Origin of the sequence: Bacillus sp. PPSBB_2 (assembly GCF_045291115.1) — a bacterium.
Taxonomy (GTDB): domain Bacteria; phylum Bacillota; class Bacilli; order Bacillales; family Bacillaceae_G; genus Bacillus_A; species Bacillus_A cereus.
Genome location: NZ_CP147983.1, coordinates 736,494 through 756,183 on the forward strand (window position 1 = coordinate 736,494; position 19,690 = coordinate 756,183).

The following is a 19,690-nucleotide window of genomic DNA, read 5'->3' on the forward strand; positions in this document are numbered from 1 at the left end:
TTATTTTCCTCCTGACACAAACAAAAACAAAGTTAATAATTTTGTACATTTAATATTTTACCTTATTAACTATTATAAGTCAATAAAGGTTGATTTTTCAGAAGAAATTGGAAAAGAGGAATAGCTATAGAATGGGTGTTTCTTTTGTGATAGACTATGGACTATGTTTTCTTTGTAAGGAAGCGGGTTATTGTACTTTTTTATATGTGAAATTGATTTCATAAAAGATGAAATTAAAGAAGGAGAAAGAAATGAAATTGTTACAGAAAAAAGAAATTTTACTTATTAGCCTTATGTTATTCTCTATGTTCTTTGGAGCAGGGAATCTTATATTTCCACCTTTCCTTGGGTATGAAGCAGGAGAACATGTTTGGATTTCATTAGTAGGGTTTATTATATCAGCAACAGGTCTTCCTATATTAGGTGTTATCTCTATTGCAAAAGCAGGAAGTTTTCAAACGTTAGCGGGTAGGGTTCATTCTTCATTTGCAATTATTTTTCCATGTATCGTGTATGTATTTATTGGACCTGGGCTTGGTATACCACGTGCGGGAAGTTTAGCTTTTGAAATGGGGCCAGGTCAGTTATTCCCTGAAGCAGGAAACGGATTATTATTGTTTTACACAGTTATTTTCTTTAGTATTGTTTACTGGTTAAGTTTATCCCCATCTAAATTAATGGGGTTGTTTGGAAAAGTCTTGACGCCGTTATTATTATGTATGATTGCACTCATTTTTATAAAGAGTATGTTTACAACGGTAGGAGATATGAAAGAACCAATAGGGAACTATGGACAAGCTCCTATGTTTCAAGGGTTTTTAGATGGATATTTAACAATGGATGCGTTAGCTGCTTTAATCTTTGGAATTGTTATTGCAAATGCATTACGTGCAAAGGGTATTGAAGATGATAAAGGTTTAGCGAAATATATGAGTATTGCTGGAATTGGGGCAGGACTATTATTATCTATTATTTATGTCATCCTTGGATATGTGGGGGCAATTAGTGGCTCATTAGGAACATTTGATAACGGTGCGAAAGTGTTAGCACAAGTTATGATTACATTATTTGGACAGGGCGGAGTCGTTTTATTAGGTCTTATTTTTACTATCGCGTGTTTATGTGTTTCAATTGGACTTGTTACGTCTTGTAGTCAATTTTTTGCGAGTGCATTTCCGAAAGTATCTTATAAAGTGTGGGCATTTATAGTAAGCGTTGTTAGTATGATCTTAGCTAATTTAGGATTAACGCAAATTTTAAAAGTATCAGTACCAATTCTTGGATTTATTTATCCAATTGCATTAACGCTTATTATTCTAGGGTTATTCCATAAGTATATTGGGAAGTATGCATACGTATATGCAGTAACTGTTTGGATTGTAGCAATATTTAGTGCAATTGATATTTTAAATAAAAATGTAATGATGAATCAGTGGACGTCAGTATTAAAATACATTCCGTTTTATACAGAAGGTGTTGGGTGGATTGTTCCAGCTATTATAGGCATGTGCCTTGGTTTCATCGTTAGTATTGCTTTAAATAAGAATAAATGAGTAAAAAGGTGTTTTCCTATTTTGGGAAGACACCTTTCTTTTTTTGGAAAAATACTATTGAAAATGAATAGACTAAGAGTATGATAAAGATAATTGGTAATATATAGGTTTAATGAGAGTTACGAATAAGGGGGTAGCATATGAAGAAGGATTTGGATAAGAAAATAGAAGCACTCGAAACGGCAATTGAAACGATTCAAGAAGCACTTGCTGAATTAAAGGTGAAGCAAAGGGAAATAGAAGTAGAAAACGCTCAGCAACATGTTAGTAAGGAAAAGAAGGAATATATTGAAACGGTAATGGAGGAAAAGCCAAAAGAAGAAATAGTTACGATAAAAGAGCCTGTGCAAGAACGTGAGGTAAAACAAGTAGATATATCTGCTTTTAAACCAGAGCCATTTAATATTATTAAGTTTTGTCAAACGTGGTTACCTCGTGTATTTGTCGGTATTATGTTGCTTGGAGTGATCTGGTTATTTAAAGCAGGGGTAGATGCTGGTTTATTAACACCAGCGATACGAATTGTGTTTGGTATCGCATTATCTATCGGGTTGTATTATATAGGAGATATTCAAATTAAAAGAGAGCGGCAAGCGTTAGGATTAGTATTAGCTGGAGGAAGTATTACCGGGATTGTTCTAACGACGTTTGCAGCACATTATTTGTATGCATTTATTCCGGCAAGCGTCGCGTTTCTCTGTAATATTGCATGGGTTATTTTAGGTATTTATTTAGCGAAAAGATATCAATCGGAATATCTCACTATTTTCGTAGCGGTCGGTGCGTTCTTCGTACCATTCTTGTTAAATAGTACGACTCCGAATCCTTATATTTTCTTTGGATATGAGACAGTATTAACACTTAGTTTATTATGGTATGCGTTGAAAAATCGTTATAAATACTTATATATGATTTCTTACGCTGTTGCTGCCATTGTCCTTTTCGTTTTCTTTGCTGTTATGTCAATGTTAGTAGAGAACTTGCAAATACAGTTAACGATTGTATATGGTTTGATTCATTTACTATTATTTTGGCATATGTTTACGGAGAGAAGTTTTATACTAGAGCCACGTTTGGCGATATTTAGTGCGAATGCAGTGTTCTTTATACTAGCTATTTCAAAAATACCTGATTTTACAACATGGGGATTGATTATTAGTGCATTCGTACATGCCGCTATGTTCGTATGTGAATATAGGAAAAATAGACATTCTACATTTACAAATCTCTTATTTGGTTTCGCAATGGGAGCATTTAGTTTAGCGATTTTATACGAGTATAGTTTAGTGAATGCAGCGATTGTACTATTATTACAAGGTTTCCTTGGCATGGTCACTTCTATTAAAGTAAAACAACAGATAAAATTGTATGTTAGTGCGACGGTTTACGCAATTGGAATGATACAGACTATTTTTAGCCCGTTTGATCAATTTATTTCGGCAGGCTTTGTTGCTCATCTTATTTTAATAGGAACGTTCTATTATTGCATGAGAGAAGCGAAAGAAGTATTAGCGAGCTTCGGCAAATATATGTATTCTATAGTGCTCTATTGGTTTATGATAATTGTATTTATTACAATTACGAGAATCGGTGAAGTTTTATCTACAGATGGAAGCGTAATTAGTGTATCAGTATCGTTATTATGGATGGTATATGCATTATTTGCGGTTTGGTTTGGAAGAAATAGAAATATGAATGAAATATTATATGCTGGTTTAGTCGTTTTAGTCGTAACGGTAGGGAAGTTATTCTTACTTGACTTACCAGAGGTATCGATGATGATTAGGGCAGTGTTATTCCTAATCGTCGGTAGTATAGGTATCGTTATTTCAAGAATGTTTTTCTCGAAGGAAGAGAAGTGAGAAGAAGGCAATCCATGTATGGATTGCCTTTTTTATTATTTCTTATTAATCGTTACAGTTTCATTATATTTCGTTGTTGTATTTTGGCGTAGACGAAGCGTTGCTTGTCCAGTTGTATTTGAATCAATCTGTACATTTACAACTTTCTCAGCAGAGCCTAAGCTGTTTGTTGTGAAAGAAAATGCACTACTATATCCGAAAGTAGATGGCCAAGTGCCGTTTGCATTTTGTACTTTAGCCACTTGTGTTCCACCAGTAGTGAAGATACCTAAAGAATAGTTGTTATACGTTGTATTAGGTAGTAAGTTATTTACTTGAATCTTCATTTGGAAAATTTCATTGTTTGGTAGAATGCTAGGGTGTGTAACGACGTAGTCGCTTGTTGTTACCGCACCGTTATAACCGTATGAACCTGGTTTAAAAGTATTTGTATTAAACCATTGATAACCTGCATTTGGTGCACTCCAAGGTTCAGGTTGTGGTTCTGTTGATAAGTTTGGCTGTTCAAATGTTTGTAGAGCTGTAGGTGAATCAAGTTGTAAACCATTTACTTGATCTAAACTTGTAAATGTCTCTTTATTTGATAACCAATTTACGATGTTTTCTAATAAAATCGCATCGTTTTCTTCTTTATAACCATCGTAAGTTTTCTTTGTTTGACCAGAATCTTCACGAACGTATTTTGGCGTAGCATCTTCAACAGGAGAAGAGTCACCAATAAAGGCAGCTTTTCCAAGTCCTACTTTTGCGATAGCAGCATATGGGCCTTCTGCAATACCACCGCCATTATAAACGCCACTATCAACAGCGTTATTCCATTTTGATGGATTTTCTGGAAGGTAAACAAGTCCTTTTGCTAGTTTTGGGTTTGTAATTGCTAGAGTAGAACCAGCATGCATTGCTACAGACGAAACACCTTTTGTAATTCCGAAAGATTGTTCAGGCGATACAATTGTTTTCGCTGAAACATCACCAAGTGCATTGTAGCGGAAGCGAATACCGAAGTTGTCAGAGAGCCAATCAGAGCTTTCTACTCCTTGCATAGCTTGTGAATTTGCTTCTTCATTAGACATTCCTTTTGCTGGATTATCCCAAGCACCGCGTCTATATCCATTAAATACTTCAGAAGAGTCCCAGCGATTTTTATTACGATCTGCATTGTAATGATCAGCAATAAAGAAGATACTACCACCATTTTTTACATATTGTAACATAGCGTCCTGCTCAGATTTTTTGTAAGGAATATTAGCTTCTGGAACGATAAATACATTGTAATCTTTTAAGTCTTCGTACGTAATAGGTGTTGATTTACGAAGTTCCTTTACGTGATATCCGTTTTTTGCAATGCCGTTTCCGAAGTCAGAAAAGCCGCCGTCAATAACCCAGTCAGCTGTCCCAGCAGTTTGACCGTGTGTATTATCGAATAATACTTTCTTCCCATTGTTTTGATTTACAACTTTTGCAGCAATTTCAGGAGCTGGGTCTACAGAGCTTTCGGCATAAGTAGACGGTATGAACGAGGTCCCTATACTTAGTGTAATTGCTGTTGCTAAAGAAAATGTAATCCATTTTTTATTCTTCATAGAAGAATCCCCCTAATAATAAATATATGTGCTTTAATAATGTAATTTATTTTTCTGTAAAAATAAAGACGGAAAACATAAAAAATATTAAAAAATTGTAAAAATACCGTGAATTTTGTTGAGAAATATTTATATAGATATAAAAACATCCCTTCCAAGTAATAAGGAAGGGATGTTTTGCTTAACTAATTTTTGAGTTAGGTGTTTCATCAATCTTATGAAACCCTTTCATGTAATATACGATTGCTAAGCCGATAAGCCAAATTGGGCCGACAATCAATGCAATTCGTGTATCTTCTGAATACGCCATTATACCTAATACTAATACAAGGAAAACGAGTGAGAAATATGAGCTTAATGGGTATAAAGGCATTTTATACGATAACTTTTGTTTATTTTGAGTAGGCAAGCTTTTACGGAATTTAATTTGAGCGACTAATATAATTCCCCAAGTCCAAATTGCACCGAAAGTTGAAATGCTAGTAAGCCATGTAAATACCTTTGCAGGTACGAGATAGTTTAATATAACACCAATTAGTAAAACGATAGCAGTTGCTACAATTCCTTGGCTTGGAATGCCATTTTTATTTAAACGACCAAATCTTTCAGGAGCTTTTTTCTGCTGAGCTAATGTATATAGCATACGGCCTGTACTAAATAAACCACCGTTACAAGAAGAAAGAGCTGCTGTTAATACGACAAAGTTAATAATACCTGCTGCTTTTGCGATACCAATTTGTTGGAATGTTAATACGAATGGACTGCCTTTCTCACCAAGTTCGTTCCATGGATAAATTGCCATCATAACGAATAATGCCCCAACGTAAAAGAGTAGAATTCTCCAAAATACGTTATCGATTGCCTTTGCGAGTGTTTTCTTCGGATTTTGAGCCTCACCAGCTGTAACACCGATTAATTCAACGCCTAAATAAGCGAATAGTACCATCTGCATGGAGAGTAGTAACCCAGAAAATCCATTTGGGAACCAGCCACCATGTGACCAAAGATTTGAAATACCAGTAGCGATACCACCGTTTCCGAATCCGAATAAAATAATACCAGCTCCGACTACTATCATACAGATAATTGTGACAATTTTAATGAGAGCAAACCAAAACTCAAGTTCTCCAAATACTTTTACCGATAAGAAGTTAAAAGCGCTCATTAATAATAGAGCAAGTAATGCCCAAATCCAGCGCGGGATATCTGGGAACCAGTACTGCATGTAAATACCAGCTGCTGTAATTTCAGCCATACAAGTAACAACCCATAAGAACCAGTAATTCCAGCCAGTAATATAACCAGCGAGTGGTCCAATATAATCATATGCATATTTACTAAAAGAACCAGCAACAGGTTGTTCAATTGCCATTTCCCCAAGCGCTCGCATAATGAAAAAAATAACGAGACCGGCAATCATATAGCCTAGCAAAATAGAAGGACCTGCTAGTTTAATGGCGGAAGCGGATCCTAAAAATAGTCCAACGCCAATAGCTGAGCCCAGTGACATTAAAGTAATATGTCGTTCTTTTAAACCACGATTTAAAGTTCCAGATTTGTTTGTGTGCTGCATAAGAAGAATCCCCCTTGTAGAGTGAACGATATTTGAATGCGTTTACTAAATATTTAACTATTTCAAATTATAAAACATTTCTATCTGTTATGCTACAAAAATAATCATAATGAACTGTACTACATCTGTACTTGTCAGACTTAAACTTAAAATTCGAACTATTAGGGAATATATTGACTCTTCTTTTTATTGATTGTTAAGATTAAGTATTATATTTTCTCACATACTAGTAAGAAAAAGAATGTGTGATAATAATTCAGGTGTAGGAAGGGTACATAAGCATGTTTCAATTACAAAAATATAACACTTCTGTGAAGCAAGAGTTTTTAGCTGGCATCACAACTTTTTTTACATTTGCGTATATTCTTGTCATCAATCCAAAAATATTATCTGATGCAGGTGTACCATTTGACCAAGCGTTTACAGCAACAATTATTGCAACCGTTGTTGGAACAGTAGGTATGGCGATTTTCGCGAATTATCCGATTGTTATTGCTCCAGCTATGGGAATGAATGCATATTTTGCTTATTCTGTTGTACAGAAGGCAGAAGGGATTACATATGTAGTTGCCTTTTCAGCTGTATTTGTAACGGGGATTATTTTTCTTTTATTATCTTTTACTTCGTTTAGACAAAAGTTAATTTTAGCAATTCCTGATAGTTTAAAGCATGCAATTGCAGGTGGAATTGGACTATTTATTGCTTTTATTGGATTGCGCCTTTCTGGAATTATCGTGGATCATCCGTCTAATTTAGTTACGATTGGTGATTTTCATTCTCCAGCTGTTATTTTAACTTTAATTGGTTTAATATTAGCGGCGGTATTAATGACATTGCGTGTGAGCGGTGCATTATTTATTAGTATGATTGTGACAGGAATTATTGCCTTCTTTACAGGGCAATTGAAGTTTGCTGATAAAATTGTGGCGATGCCTCATTTACCAGAGGGTATCATCGTTTCAAACCCAATCAATGCCTTTTCAGATGTAATTGAATACGGATTATACGGCGTTGTATTTTCATTTTTACTTGTACTTTTATTCGATACAACAGGTGCATTACTTGGTTTAATTAAACAAGCAGGTTTAATTACAGACAATACAGAGAAGCGTTTTGGTAAAGCGTTTATTGCAGATGCGATTGGCGGGACTACAGGTTCTATCTTTGGAACAAGCCCAACAGCAGCGACGATTGAATCGTCAGCAGGTATTGCTGCAGGTGGTAAAACTGGATTAACAGGGATTGTAGTTGTTGGTCTAACAATTATAACGGCATTTTTTAGTCCTGTTATTGCTTCTTTATCAAGTGTAGCCGCTATTACAGCTCCTTCATTAATTATAGTAGGTAGTTTAATGGCACAAAGCATTCGAGATATTAATTGGAATGAATTTGAAGATGCGTTACCAGCATTTTTAATTTTTATAGGTATTCCGTTAACATCTAGTATTGCAAATGGAATCGCAATTGGATTTTTAGTATATCCAGTCTTGAAAATTGTGAAGGGTAAAGGGATGGAAGTACATCCATTACTATACTTATTTGCATTCTTATTTGGGTGTCATTTATTCTTATAATATAAATATAGGAGAGGGCCTTCTTATGGGAGGCTCCCTTTTTGTGTATAATAAAGTGAAACTATAGGCAGTAGGAGATATCCTCACTGTGTATTAGCCAGCACCAATTGGGATAAGGTGAAAACTTAATTGATTTCGTAAAATATAAATTACTTAATGGAATGTATATGTTACAATAGAGGTAGAGGAGGAACATGAATGGCTGTAAGTAAAATAAAAGTCGCGCGTGTTCAGTTAGATTTAACACAGCAACAATTAGCAGAAAAAGTAGGCGTTACAAGGCAAACGATTAGTTTAATTGAGAAGGGGAAATACAATCCATCTTTAGATTTATGTTTAAAAATTTGTTATGCAGTAGATAAAACGTTGAATGATTTGTTTTGGGAGGAAAAGGAGTGGTAGGATGAAAATCGTGAAAGATGAACGTTTAATGATTGAAGGGTTAAAACATATTAGATTAGCTTTCATCTTACAAAATATCGTCATACTAGCTATCGTCTTTTACCGCTATGTCTTGCAAGGGGCAGGATATGAAAGTGTTTCGGATTTATTAATGGTATTTATGGGCGGGATAATAATTATTAACTTTTTAAATCTGAAAAATTCAGTGGAAGTGTATGAGCATACGGGCGGAGTGTCGCGTCGTTATTTTATGAAGCTATTATTCATTCCGGTAGGTATTATTATTGGGATTTTAGCTATTTGTATCGTTGTAACACCAGATATTTCGATAAAGGAAATTAGTATGACAGGACTTATTATGTTTGCTTGTTTTTTAGTTCCAAGTTTGTTTATATACATATATATGAAAAAAATAAAAAGAGAAGATTGAAATATAAGAAAGGCTTTCCCATATTGAGGAAAGCTTTTCTCATATTCTTTTATATAGTACTTTATGAAGGCCAATCGGTTCAATTTCAAAGATTTCACCATATTCCTGAAAGCCTAAGTGTTTGTAATAGTCAGCTACAGTAATTCGGCCATTACACCATAATATATTTGCTTGGCGTTCTTGCAAGATTTGTTCCGCCTTCTGAATTAAGGAGCTTCCAGCACGGTTGTTTCGAAATGCAGGTAATGTTGCCATTCCTCGTAGACGATAATGAATACCCGTTGGTAAGTCGGGATATATTTCTTTTGAGAAGGAAGCGATACTAATTAGTTCATCGTTTATAAATGCGCCTAAGTGGAAGGTGTCTGTTTCATAATCGGAAGGGTATTTACAATCTGCTAATGTTTGATTGGGGCGTAAAATTTTTTGACGTAATACGTAAGTTTCAGATCCCTCAATATTTTTCACGGTAATCATATTAACATCCTTTCTTATAACGCTTTTTCTGTTAATTGTATAAAGAAATAGGCAGGTGCGGCGAGAAGTCCGAGTATGCTAGCAGTTCCGAGAAGGAGTGAAAGTAGGAGGCAAGAATATTTTATTCCATTCGATTTTTTCCATCCGTAACTACAAATCTCAATACTAACACCGATGAGAATAATGGCAACGAGTATTTCGGCTAATAATAAGAGAGCTAAAGTTATAATAGACATAATGTAATCCATCCCCATAATATGTGATAGTAACATTTTACCATATGAAATGGAAAAAATGCCCCTCAATTATGTGAGGGGCATTTTTTTATTCTAATATGTTTTTTAGTGTATCGATATGTTCTTTTGAGCCTGTTACAAGTAATGTATCACCGTGTTGTAGTCTTGTATCCCCATGTGGGATTAATGCTTTATTTCCACGATAAATTTGAATGACTAGTACATCACCTAAAAACGGAAGGCGACGAAGTGCAACGCCGTTATATTTATTGCTCCGTAGTTCAACTTCACGGACTGTTTCGTTTGCTGTTGTAATTAAGCGAACGAGACTAGGTTTATCAATAAGCGCACGTAATAAAATACGTGTAGAGTTAATTGTTGAGAATACAGCGATATGTTCTTGCGTTGCTTTTTCTTGTAGAAGTGGATCTTCTACACTTGCAATAACATGTTCAACACCTAGCTCTTTTGCATGTTCTGCCAATAATAAGTTTTGTTCATCATCACTTGTTGCAACAACGACGCGATCTGCATCAAATGCTGTTTGTTCAGTTAATGATGCGATTGTGATGTCATCCAATTTCACGATAGGGAAGTCGTGCGATTTCGCTTCTTCATCATTTATTTTGTTTTGACGCATCATATATAGCGTTACGTCATAATCTTCTCGTTTTAAATCTAGTGATAACGGAAGGGTAATTCTGCTCGCGCCAATAATAGCTACTTTTGGTTTTGGTGTTTCTACTTTTGGGAACATTTTTTTAAACAATATAGGTGCAAAAATACAAGTAATAACTGCGCTTAAAATAAGAGAGGCAGATAAACTTGGACTGATGATCTCCAGTTTTTCACCAATTTGTGCAGCCGCAATAACTAAAGAAAGTGTCGATGTTAATAAAATTGCACTTCCAAGTACGATATTACGTGGATACCATTTTCTTAAGACGAGTGATGGTAAGAGTTTTGAAATAAAGAGTCCTACAATTAAGATTGGGATCATTAGCATGCTAGAAGGTTCTTTGAAAATAGACCACACCTCTAGATTTACACCAACCATTACGAAGAAAATAGGGATGAAGAAACCATAGCCGATAGAATCAAGTTTTTCCACCATATCTTCATTTGGTGATAATAACGATACAAGTACACCTGCTAAGAAGGCGCCTAAAATATTTTCTGCTCCAACAGATTCCGATAACCCAACTAAGATTAAAATGAGTGCAAAAACAGCTCGTGTATCAATTTGTACACTACCAGCTTTTAAACTATCTAAGTATGGAATGTTTTTAAAACGTTTTGCAACGAAGTAAATAACAATACCAGCGCCGAATAGAAGAAGAAGAAGCCACATGCTTTGGCCGCTTTCGGAATTTAATCCGACGAATACAGCAAGTAAAATCATTGTAACTAAATCCGCAATAACAGCAACTAATAAAATGATTTGCCCAATTGCTGTTTTTCCTAAGTTATTCTCTTTTAATGTTGGTACAACAACACCTAAAGAAATAGTTGAAATAATTAAAGTCATGAACATTGCATTATCTACGAATCCTAGCCATACGAATAGTAATGATAGGGCATAAGATAAGATGAAAATAAATAAGAAGATAATGCTTGCTGCCTGAAATGTATTTGGTTCGTTTGTCGTATTTTTTTTCCCTTTTTGTTTAAAGATAGAAAAATCAATTTCTAAACCGCTTAAGAACATGAGGAATATAAATCCTAATGTTGATAAAACTTGAAGCCATATATCTGGCTCAATAATATTAAACCCACTTTTACCTACAAAGATTCCTGCAATAATTTCTGCAACGACCACAGGAAGTGCTTTTAATTTAAAGCGTTGTAACAAAAGGGGAACGAAAAACGCGATTGCAACGACAACCATAAGTGATAGAACAGAAGTATGATGTTCCATTGCGTTCTCTCCCTTCAAATAAATATAGTACCTATTTAGCCATATAATAGGTAGAAAAGCAACGCATATGGATTCGATTTCATAAAGAAAGACTTTTCTTAACATTTGTCATAATAAGTATATTTTTCATGATTATGCTGTTAATTCCGTAATGTGGATGTAATAGAGGGGATAAAAAAAGACTGCTGAGGAATCTCAGCAGTCTTTTTCATGTACATTACATTGAGAAGAAGATCCATACAGTTAAACCAACCGTTGCAGTTGCAACGAAGAAACTGTATATCATTGTAAGAATTTGAACTCTTCCTTCTCCTTCTTTTAAATGCATGAACATAATTAATTGTAACAATGCTTGCGCAACAGCCATTATGATAATAGTTGTTAAGACTGTTGAAAGTGGCAATGTTGTGTAAAGTGCCACGTATAACGCTAGAAACGTTAATGCAAGCGATAAAATAAATCCGAAAACGTGTGACCAAGGGAATCCGCTATGCGCATGCCCGTTTGCTTGATTGTTGTTTTGAGCCATTTACGCCACCATCCCGTTCAAGTAAACTAGTGTGTAAATAAAGACCCAAACAAGATCAAGGAAATGCCAGTATAAGCTGATAATGAATACTTTACGAGCTGTAACTGGTGTTAAACCTCGTTTTAAAATTTGGATAATAACACAAGTTGCCCAAATGATACCGCCTGTTACGTGAGCTCCGTGCGTTCCAAGAAGAACGAAGAATCCAGATAAGAAAGCACTTGTTTGAATTGTTGCGCCTTCACCAATGTACATAATGAACTCTTCGATCTCGAAGAATAGGAAACCTGCACCTAAAAGTAATGTAAGGACGAACCATCCAAGCATCGCTTTTTGGTTATGCTTACGCATTTCATGAATTACGATACCACATGTGAAACTACTTGTTAAAAGTAGTAATGTTTGAATTAAAAGCGTTTTAAGTTCAAACAATTGCGCTGGTGTTGGGCCATCTGCCGTACGACCAGCAAGGACTAGATAAGAGGCGAAAAGTGTTGCGAACAGCATAATTTCAGCCCCAAGAAAAATCCAGAATCCTAGGATATTCAATCTGCTTTGTTCGGATTGATATTCCAAAGGTAAGCTTTTATCTAAAGCCGCCATGTCATTTCACCTCTCATGCTATATGTTCTGTTTTTTTAATTTCATCAACACTGATATAGTAGCCTTCATCATAATCGAATGAACGATAGATTAAGCAAGCTAAAATACCAATACCACCGATTGCTGCAAGCCAGAACCAGCTAAATACTAATGCGAAACCTGCAAGACCGAAGAATCCAGACGCAATAATAGGCACACCAGAGTTACTTGGCATGTGAATTGGTTTAATATCTTCTGCTGCTGGTGTAACTGTTTCTCCGCGTTTTTTCATGTACCAGAAAGCATCAGCTTCTTTAATTTCAGGAAGCTTCGCGAAGTTGTAATGTTGTACAGGAGAGTGAGTTGCCCATTCAAGTGTACGACCATCCCATGGATCTCCAGTTGTGTCACGTTCACCGTGACGTGCACTCCAAATTACGTTGTAGCAAAGAAGTAGGAAGCCGATACCCATCATTACCGCACCAACAGATGCGATTTGGTTTAGCCATCCCCATCCAAGACTTTCAGAGTAAGTGTACATACGACGAGTCATACCGTCTAAACCTAAGAAGTACATTGGGAAGAAACAGATGTTGAATCCGCTCATAAAGATCCAGAATGTCCATTTACCTAGGCGTTCATTTAACATATGACCAGTCATTTTTGGATACCAGAATGTGAATCCAGCAAGCATAGCGAATACTGTACCTGCGATTAATACGTAGTGGAAGTGAGCGATTAGGAAGTAGCTGTTATGGTATTGATAATCAGCTGCTGCCATTCCAAGCATAACCCCTGTAACCCCACCGACTACGAAGTTTGGAATAAATGCCAATGACCAAAGCATTGGAACTGTAAAACGAATACGTCCTTTATACAGTGTAAACAACCAGTTAAAGATCTTAACCCCGGTTGGAATCGAAATCGCCATTGTCGAAATCGAGAAGAATGAGTTAACCGCTGGACCTGCACCCATCGTGAAGAAGTGGTGAAGCCATACGACGAAACTTAGTAAAGAAATTGCAACCATTGAGTATACCATCGCACTGTAACCGAATAGACGTTTACGTGAGAATGTACTAATGATTTCAGAGAAAATACCGAATGCCGGTAAAATAACGATATATACTTCAGGGTGACCCCATACCCAGAACAGGTTGGCCCATAACATCGGCATACCGCCGCTCGCCATCGTAAAGAAGTGAGCATCGAATAGACGGTCAAATGTCATTAATGCAAGAGCAACTGTTAATACTGGGAAAGCGAAAATAATGATAATTGTTGTAATTAAGATTGACCAAGTAAACATTGGCATTCTCATTAAAGTCATACCAGGTGTACGCATTTTTAAGATAGTAACAAGGAAGTTAATACCGGTCATTAGCGTACCGAGACCTGAAATCTGTAATGCAATTGCGTAGTAGTTATTTCCTACGCCTGAAGTAAACTCTGTACCTGCCATTGGGAAGTAAGAAGTCCACCCAGCGTCTGGAGAACCACCGATTACGAAAGCGATGTTGAATAACATTGCTCCGACAAAGAATAACCAGAAACTTAAAGCATTTAAGAACGGATATGCAACGTCACGAGCACCAATTTGTAATGGTACTACAAGGTTCATTAATCCCATAACGAATGGCATTGCCATGAAAAGAATCATTACTGTACCATGCGTTGTAAAGATTCCGTTATAGTGTTCAGCGTTTAAATAAGTTGTTTCTGGGAATGTTAACTGTGCACGGATCATTAAACCATCCATACCACCACGGAATAACATGATAACCGCAGAAATAATATACATAGCTCCGATTTTTTTATGGTCAACAGTTGTTAACCATTCGTCCCAAAGCCATTTCCATTTTTTATACTTTGTTAGTACGAAAATGATTGCTAATGTCACAAGAACGATAGAAGCGTCTGCACCGTAAATAATCGGATCACCTGTGACAAAGAATTCATCAAGCTTCACTGTGTTCACTCCAATCTGTTGGAATAATAGCTATTATTTTTTGTTTTTGTAGTAGTTGTAATCACAATATTCAAGTGATTTTGGATCTACATAACTTAAGTGGTGACTAGAGAATGTCATACGACCAACTACACCAGGTTTAACAATTTCGTTGTACTTAGCTTCTGTTAGTTTAGGAGCAGTTTCTTGTACTTCTTTAACCCACTTGTCATATTTCTCTTTAGTTTTTGCTTCAACTTCGAACTCCATGTGAGTGAATCCTTCACCAGAGAAGTTCGCACTACGACCTAGGTAAGAACCTGGCTTATCAGCTTGTAAATAAAGATCCATAATCATGCCATCCATTGTGTACTTCATACCACCAAGTTCTGGTACCCAGAAAGCATTCATTGGGCCGACAGAAGTCAGTTTGAATTGAATTGGTACACCAGCTGGGATGTTTAAATAGTTAACGGTTTCAATTTTTTCCTCTGGGTAACTGAATAACCATTTCCAGTTTGCAGATGTAACATAAATTTCAACTGGTTTAATATGTTTGGACTCTTTCGGAACCTCTTCCGAAGCATAAGTTGCTTTTACTGTTGGAATCGATAATGCGATAACGATAATAACAGGAACAAGCGTCCAAATAATTTCTAGTAATGTGTTACCGTGTTGTTCAGGTGGCTCATAGTCCATATTCTCTGGTTTTTCACGATAACGAATCAAGATGACTGTAAACAGAATGAATACAATTGCGATAATTAATGACATAAGCAAGAATGACCAAACAATTAAATCATACTGTGCTTTTGCAACAGGTCCTTGCGGATTTAATACTGCGAGTTTTTTATCACAGCCACCGAGGAACAGAAGTAATGATAACGGAAGAAGTGAAGCCAACTTCCAAAACGCTTTCTTTAGTTGCACGATTGAAAATCTCCTTTCTCCTTGGATTGAAACTATGCCAATAAAACAATATAAACCTATTAATTTATAGAAGGCAATAGTTTTTGATATATTGTTAAAAAATAGACACAAATGCACACTTTTTAAGGTGAATATCATTTGTAACTTGATTACATTGTAAACTATTTTCCAGAGAAAAACGTGATTGTGAAAATTTTAAGATAAATAAAGTTATACCAGGATATCCAAGAAATAGAAAAAAGCTATCTTATGATAAGAAAGATAGCTGAATATTTTGTATATTTAGTTTATTTCTTGTGTGACAGTTCGTGGCTGTTCAAGTGTGACAATTTTTTTATATTTAACTTGGTATAAAATGTAACAAATAATCATAAATGGAATGCCGCAATAAAGAGCAATTCTTTGATCTGGAATGAAAGCCAAACTAACAAATGTAATGAAATTGAGCGAGAACGCTACGATTGGAACGAGTGGATAGAGCGGTGTACGATATTTTAAATCATTTATGTCGCCACCATTTTTCACGAAATTTCTACGGAAGAAAAACTGTGAAGCGGCGATTGACATCCAAACTACAACGGCAGCCATTGCTGCAATAGATGTTAAAACTAGAAAGACAGTATCTGCCGCAAATACACTTGTTAGTAAGGATAGGCTAGCGAAAATTAGGCTGAAAATTAATGCATTTAGCGGTACACCTTTTTTAGTTAATTTCGTAAATGCTGGACTTGCCATTCCTTGTTTTGCCATCGCCCACAGCATACGAGAATTTGCGTAGAGACCAGAGTTAGCAACGGATAATACAGCTGTAATAATAACAAAGTTCATAATGTCTGCTGCATATGGGACACCGGCTACATCAAATACAAGTACAAAGGGACTTTCGACTAGATTAGCCTCTTGCCATGGGAGTAAACCTACAACAACTGATATCGCTAAGACGAAGAAGAAGAGAGTTCGCCAAATTGTGTTTTTAATTGCTTTTGGAATTGTTTTTTCAGGATTTTCACTTTCGCCTGAAGCGATTCCGATTAATTCTGTTCCTTGGAAGGAGTAATTTACTGTAATCATCGTAAGAAGAACAGCTAATGCACCATTTGGAAATAGCCCGCCATTTTCAGTGAAATTATGAAGCATTGGAGCTGGCTTTCCATTAAAGTCTAGTAGACCGAACATAACAGCGCCGCCAAGTACGATGAAAATAACAATTGTTGCGACTTTTACACTTGCGAACCAAAACTCTGCTTCTGCATATGCTTTTGCTGATAAAGCGTTTACGAGGAAGAGTGCTGCTGCAAATGTAACGCACCAAATCCAGGAAGAAACGTCTGGAAACCAGCGTTTCATTAAAATACTTACAGTTGTTAACTCTACGCCAACTGTAACAGCCCAATTTAACCAATACATCCAACCGACAACAAATCCAAAACCAGGTGAAATGAATTTGCTTGCATAACTTTGGAATGAACCTGCTTCTGGCATAGCGACGGATAATTCACCAAGACATAACATCGTTAAATACATAACAAATCCACCGACTAAAAATGCAAGAATAGCACCACCAGGTCCGGCATTATGGACAATTTGACCAGATCCCATAAATAACCCGGTTCCGATAACACCGCCGAGTGCAATCATAAATAGGTGTCTACTTTTCATTGTTCGTTTTAAATCTGTTTGTTCAATTTGTTGATTCATATGCCCCTCACCCCGTATTTTCTTGAATGTGTGAACTTCGTTTTATTCTGAGTTTTTAATCATTAGTGGGGGATGCAACACACACTCGGTTTATTTGCTATGAAATGAATGGAGTATGTAAAAAAACGAACTATGACTAAATACTCTAAGAATGTTTGTTAACATGGTGATATCTTCACTATGTTAACAATTTTGATTTTAGCAAAATATTCTGTAAATGTATATTTATTTTTCTTTTTATTAAAAATAATTAGAATTTTTATAATTAATTCTATGATCGATAATTCACATGATCTTTCTAGCAAACTAGTAAGAAGAAGGGTACAATGATAAGAGGTGTATCTGTAAAATAATAATTAATGGAGTTTTGTTTATAATGAAAAAGTTAAAATATCTTTTTGTTTTTGGGATTATACTTGCTGCTGCATTTTTTATAGGAAAAGATAAAATCATGCAAAAGGCGCAAGTTCTACGCTTAGAGTTTCTATCTGAAATGAAAGAAGCAGCTATGATTGAAGATGTTCCGTTTATTAAACAATTACCAGAATTACCTAGAGGGTGTGAAGTGACAAGTTTAGCTATGTTGCTGCAATATAAAGGTGTACAAGTAGATAAGATGCAACTTGCTAGCGAAATTCATCGTGTTCCATTTGAACAAAATGGTTTGCGTGGAAATCCTTACGAGGGATTTGTGGGAAATATTTATACAAAGGCAGAGCCTGGGTATGGTGTATACAATAAACCAATCTTTGATTTAGCAGAAAAATATGTTCCTGAAAAAGTAATTAATTTAACAGGTAGAGACATGCAAGATATATATAAAGTAATTAGTTCTGGCTCTCCGGTATGGGTCATTATTAATACGACGTTTAAGCCGCTAGCTGAAAGTAGTTTTGAAACATGGAATACGAGTTCAGGCGAAGTGAAAATTACATATTATGAGCATAGTGCAGTAGTAATTGGATATGATCAAAACTTTGTATATGTAAATGATCCTCTTAAAAATAATCCACGTTTGGCTGTTCCGCGAGCAGAATTTGAGAAAGCTTGGGAGCAAATGGGAAAACAAGCAATTACTATTTTATAATAATGAAAAAGTCATCTTTGGGATGGCTTTTTCTTTTTGGTTTATTAACACTGAAAATTCAGAAGATTCTTTTAAAAATTAACAATTCACGTTATAATAACATTTAACTTGGTGAAGAAGGGGAGAAGAGAAATGGATGTTGCAAAGGAACTTGTTTTGTCAAAAAATCAGTTAGTTGAGTGGAGAAGGCATTTTCATAAGTATCCAGAGTTATCTTTTCAAGAAGAGAAAACATCGCAGTTTGTGTTCGATATACTTCGGAAATTCCCATATTTAGAAGTGTCACGGCCGACTAAATATAGTGTGATGGCAAAGTTAGTAGGTAAACATCCGGGCAAAACAGTTGCGATTCGAGCCGATATGGATGCTCTTCCTATTCATGAAGAAAATGAGTTTGATTTTATTTCTACATATAAAGGTGTAATGCATGCATGTGGTCATGATGGACATATAGCGATATTACTTGGGGTTGTATATAAGTTAGTAGAAGAAAGAGAGAAGATTCAAGGGGAGATTCGTTTTCTATTCCAACATGCTGAAGAGAATTTTCCTGGTGGTGCAGAGGAGATGGTTGCTGCAGGTGTAATGGAAGGTGTGGATTATATTATTGGTGCTCACCTTTGGGCGTCGTTAGAGGTTGGGAAAATAGGTGTTATTTATGGTCCTGCAATGGCTGCACCGGATGTTTTTAAAATTAAGATAGAGGGAAAAGGTGGACATGCTGGAATCCCTCATGAAACGGTGGATAGTATTGCAATCGGAACACAAGTCGTTTCGCAACTTCAGCAAATTGTATCTCGCCTCACGAATCCATTAGATTCTCTCGTAATATCTGTTACGCAATTTCATGCTGGGACAACTCATAATGTAATACCAGAGCAAGCCGAGATTGAAGGGACAGTAAGAAGTTTAAGACATGAATTACGAGGTGAAACAGAGAAGAAGATTGAGCGGATTGTGAAGCATATTACGGAATCTTACGGAGCGAAATATACATTTTCATATGAATATGGATATCGACCAGTTGTAAATGATTATGAAGCTACAGAGCTTATTGAACAAACGGCATTACAACTTTATGGAAGGGATAGGGTTGTTCGTTTACAGCCGACGATGGCTGGAGAAGATTTTTCAGCGTTTTTACAAAAGGCACCGGGGACATTCTTTTTTATCGGAGCGGGAAATAAAGAGAAAGGTATTATATATCCTCACCATCACCCTCGTTTTACGATTGACGAAGATGCATTACCGATTGGAGTGGAAGTCTTTGTATCAGCCATTATGAACTTTATAAGTAAAGGAGAATGA

General features: G+C 35.9%; 17 protein-coding genes. 7 read left to right on the forward strand and 10 right to left on the reverse strand.

Features of this window, described 5'->3' with window-relative positions:
- The first annotated feature begins 251 nt into the window (after positions 1-251).
- Complete coding sequence (gene brnQ1, locus V6946_RS03595) at positions 252-1,553, forward strand: branched-chain amino acid transport system II carrier protein BrnQ1 (protein WP_000771695.1); 1,302 nt, start codon at positions 252-254, stop codon at positions 1,551-1,553.
- Positions 1,554-1,693: 140 nt separating this feature from the next.
- Entirely contained in the window at positions 1,694-3,415 is a 1,722-nt protein-coding gene (locus V6946_RS03600) for a DUF2339 domain-containing protein (RefSeq protein ID WP_086384876.1), read from the forward strand.
- A gap of 35 nt (positions 3,416-3,450) precedes the next feature.
- Here V6946_RS03600 and V6946_RS03605 read toward each other — a convergent pair whose 3' ends face one another.
- Both V6946_RS03605 and V6946_RS03610 read right to left on the reverse strand, forming a co-directional pair.
- Complete coding sequence (locus V6946_RS03605) at positions 3,451-4,998, reverse strand: DNA-binding protein (RefSeq protein WP_000791506.1); 1,548 nt, start codon at positions 4,996-4,998, stop codon at positions 3,451-3,453.
- Between the two features lie 181 nt (positions 4,999-5,179).
- Positions 5,180-6,571, reverse strand: coding sequence for an amino acid permease (locus tag V6946_RS03610; RefSeq protein ID WP_006919303.1), 1,392 nt, complete (start codon positions 6,569-6,571; stop codon positions 5,180-5,182).
- 281 nt (positions 6,572-6,852) lie between these two features.
- Between V6946_RS03610 and V6946_RS03615 the strand changes: the two genes are divergently transcribed.
- The 3 genes from V6946_RS03615 to V6946_RS03625 all read left to right on the forward strand — a co-directional run bounded on the left by V6946_RS03615 (position 6,853) and on the right by V6946_RS03625 (position 8,977).
- Positions 6,853-8,145 carry an NCS2 family permease gene (locus tag V6946_RS03615; protein WP_000487191.1) on the forward strand — a complete coding sequence of 431 codons (1,293 nt, stop codon included), beginning with the start codon at positions 6,853-6,855 and terminating at the stop codon, positions 8,143-8,145.
- Between the two features lie 198 nt (positions 8,146-8,343).
- Positions 8,344-8,547, forward strand: coding sequence for a helix-turn-helix transcriptional regulator (locus tag V6946_RS03620; RefSeq protein ID WP_000301183.1), 204 nt, complete (start codon positions 8,344-8,346; stop codon positions 8,545-8,547).
- 1 nt (position 8,548) lies between these two features.
- Complete coding sequence (locus V6946_RS03625; RefSeq protein ID WP_000706629.1) at positions 8,549-8,977, forward strand: hypothetical protein; 429 nt, start codon at positions 8,549-8,551, stop codon at positions 8,975-8,977.
- Positions 8,978-9,016: 39 nt separating this feature from the next.
- On the opposite strand, the gene V6946_RS03630 is transcribed toward V6946_RS03625, so the two are convergent.
- From V6946_RS03630 to V6946_RS03665, 8 genes are all read right to left on the reverse strand, one after another.
- Positions 9,017-9,454, reverse strand: a complete 438-nt coding sequence (locus V6946_RS03630; protein ID WP_000633767.1) for a GNAT family N-acetyltransferase — start codon at positions 9,452-9,454, stop codon at positions 9,017-9,019.
- 14 nt (positions 9,455-9,468) lie between these two features.
- Complete coding sequence (locus V6946_RS03635; protein WP_000926991.1) at positions 9,469-9,726, reverse strand: DUF4022 family protein; 258 nt, start codon at positions 9,724-9,726, stop codon at positions 9,469-9,471.
- A gap of 52 nt (positions 9,727-9,778) precedes the next feature.
- Positions 9,779-11,608, reverse strand: coding sequence for a monovalent cation:proton antiporter family protein (locus tag V6946_RS03640; protein WP_000399965.1), 1,830 nt, complete (start codon positions 11,606-11,608; stop codon positions 9,779-9,781).
- Positions 11,609-11,825: 217 nt separating this feature from the next.
- Positions 11,826-12,137 carry a cytochrome aa3 quinol oxidase subunit IV gene (gene qoxD, locus V6946_RS03645; protein ID WP_000068425.1) on the reverse strand — a complete coding sequence of 104 codons (312 nt, stop codon included), beginning with the start codon at positions 12,135-12,137 and terminating at the stop codon, positions 11,826-11,828.
- Positions 12,138-12,740: a cytochrome aa3 quinol oxidase subunit III gene (gene qoxC, locus V6946_RS03650; protein ID WP_000729318.1), complete on the reverse strand. Its 603-nt coding sequence runs from the start codon at positions 12,738-12,740 to the stop codon at positions 12,138-12,140.
- 13 nt (positions 12,741-12,753) lie between these two features.
- Complete coding sequence (gene qoxB / locus V6946_RS03655; protein WP_000762366.1) at positions 12,754-14,688, reverse strand: cytochrome aa3 quinol oxidase subunit I; 1,935 nt, start codon at positions 14,686-14,688, stop codon at positions 12,754-12,756.
- A gap of 33 nt (positions 14,689-14,721) precedes the next feature.
- Positions 14,722-15,597, reverse strand: a complete 876-nt coding sequence (locus V6946_RS03660) for a cytochrome aa3 quinol oxidase subunit II (protein ID WP_001176165.1) — start codon at positions 15,595-15,597, stop codon at positions 14,722-14,724.
- Positions 15,598-15,879: 282 nt separating this feature from the next.
- Positions 15,880-17,295, reverse strand: a complete 1,416-nt coding sequence (locus V6946_RS03665) for an amino acid permease (protein ID WP_001075749.1) — start codon at positions 17,293-17,295, stop codon at positions 15,880-15,882.
- Between the two features lie 376 nt (positions 17,296-17,671).
- Here V6946_RS03665 and V6946_RS03670 point away from each other — a divergent pair, with 376 nt between their 5' ends.
- Both V6946_RS03670 and V6946_RS03675 read left to right on the forward strand, forming a co-directional pair.
- Positions 17,672-18,382, forward strand: a complete 711-nt coding sequence (locus V6946_RS03670) for a C39 family peptidase (protein ID WP_000734488.1) — start codon at positions 17,672-17,674, stop codon at positions 18,380-18,382.
- A gap of 132 nt (positions 18,383-18,514) precedes the next feature.
- Entirely contained in the window at positions 18,515-19,690 is a 1,176-nt protein-coding gene (locus V6946_RS03675) for an amidohydrolase (protein ID WP_006919290.1), read from the forward strand.

Coding starts and splice junctions, on each gene's coding strand:
- brnQ1 (WP_000771695.1), top strand. CDS start 252: ATGAAATTGTTACAGAAAAAAGAAATTTTACTTATTAGCCTTATGTTA.
- V6946_RS03600 (WP_086384876.1), top strand. CDS start 1,694: ATGAAGAAGGATTTGGATAAGAAAATAGAAGCACTCGAAACGGCAATT.
- V6946_RS03605 (WP_000791506.1), bottom strand. CDS start 4,998: ATGAAGAATAAAAAATGGATTACATTTTCTTTAGCAACAGCAATTACA.
- V6946_RS03610 (WP_006919303.1), bottom strand. CDS start 6,571: ATGCAGCACACAAACAAATCTGGAACTTTAAATCGTGGTTTAAAAGAA.
- V6946_RS03615 (WP_000487191.1), top strand. CDS start 6,853: ATGTTTCAATTACAAAAATATAACACTTCTGTGAAGCAAGAGTTTTTA.
- V6946_RS03620 (WP_000301183.1), top strand. CDS start 8,344: ATGGCTGTAAGTAAAATAAAAGTCGCGCGTGTTCAGTTAGATTTAACA.
- V6946_RS03625 (WP_000706629.1), top strand. CDS start 8,549: ATGAAAATCGTGAAAGATGAACGTTTAATGATTGAAGGGTTAAAACAT.
- V6946_RS03630 (WP_000633767.1), bottom strand. CDS start 9,454: ATGATTACCGTGAAAAATATTGAGGGATCTGAAACTTACGTATTACGT.
- V6946_RS03635 (WP_000926991.1), bottom strand. CDS start 9,726: ATGTTACTATCACATATTATGGGGATGGATTACATTATGTCTATTATA.
- V6946_RS03640 (WP_000399965.1), bottom strand. CDS start 11,608: ATGGAACATCATACTTCTGTTCTATCACTTATGGTTGTCGTTGCAATC.
- qoxD (WP_000068425.1), bottom strand. CDS start 12,137: ATGGCTCAAAACAACAATCAAGCAAACGGGCATGCGCATAGCGGATTC.
- qoxC (WP_000729318.1), bottom strand. CDS start 12,740: ATGGCGGCTTTAGATAAAAGCTTACCTTTGGAATATCAATCCGAACAA.
- V6946_RS03665 (WP_001075749.1), bottom strand. CDS start 17,295: ATGAATCAACAAATTGAACAAACAGATTTAAAACGAACAATGAAAAGT.
- V6946_RS03670 (WP_000734488.1), top strand. CDS start 17,672: ATGAAAAAGTTAAAATATCTTTTTGTTTTTGGGATTATACTTGCTGCT.
- V6946_RS03675 (WP_006919290.1), top strand. CDS start 18,515: ATGGATGTTGCAAAGGAACTTGTTTTGTCAAAAAATCAGTTAGTTGAG.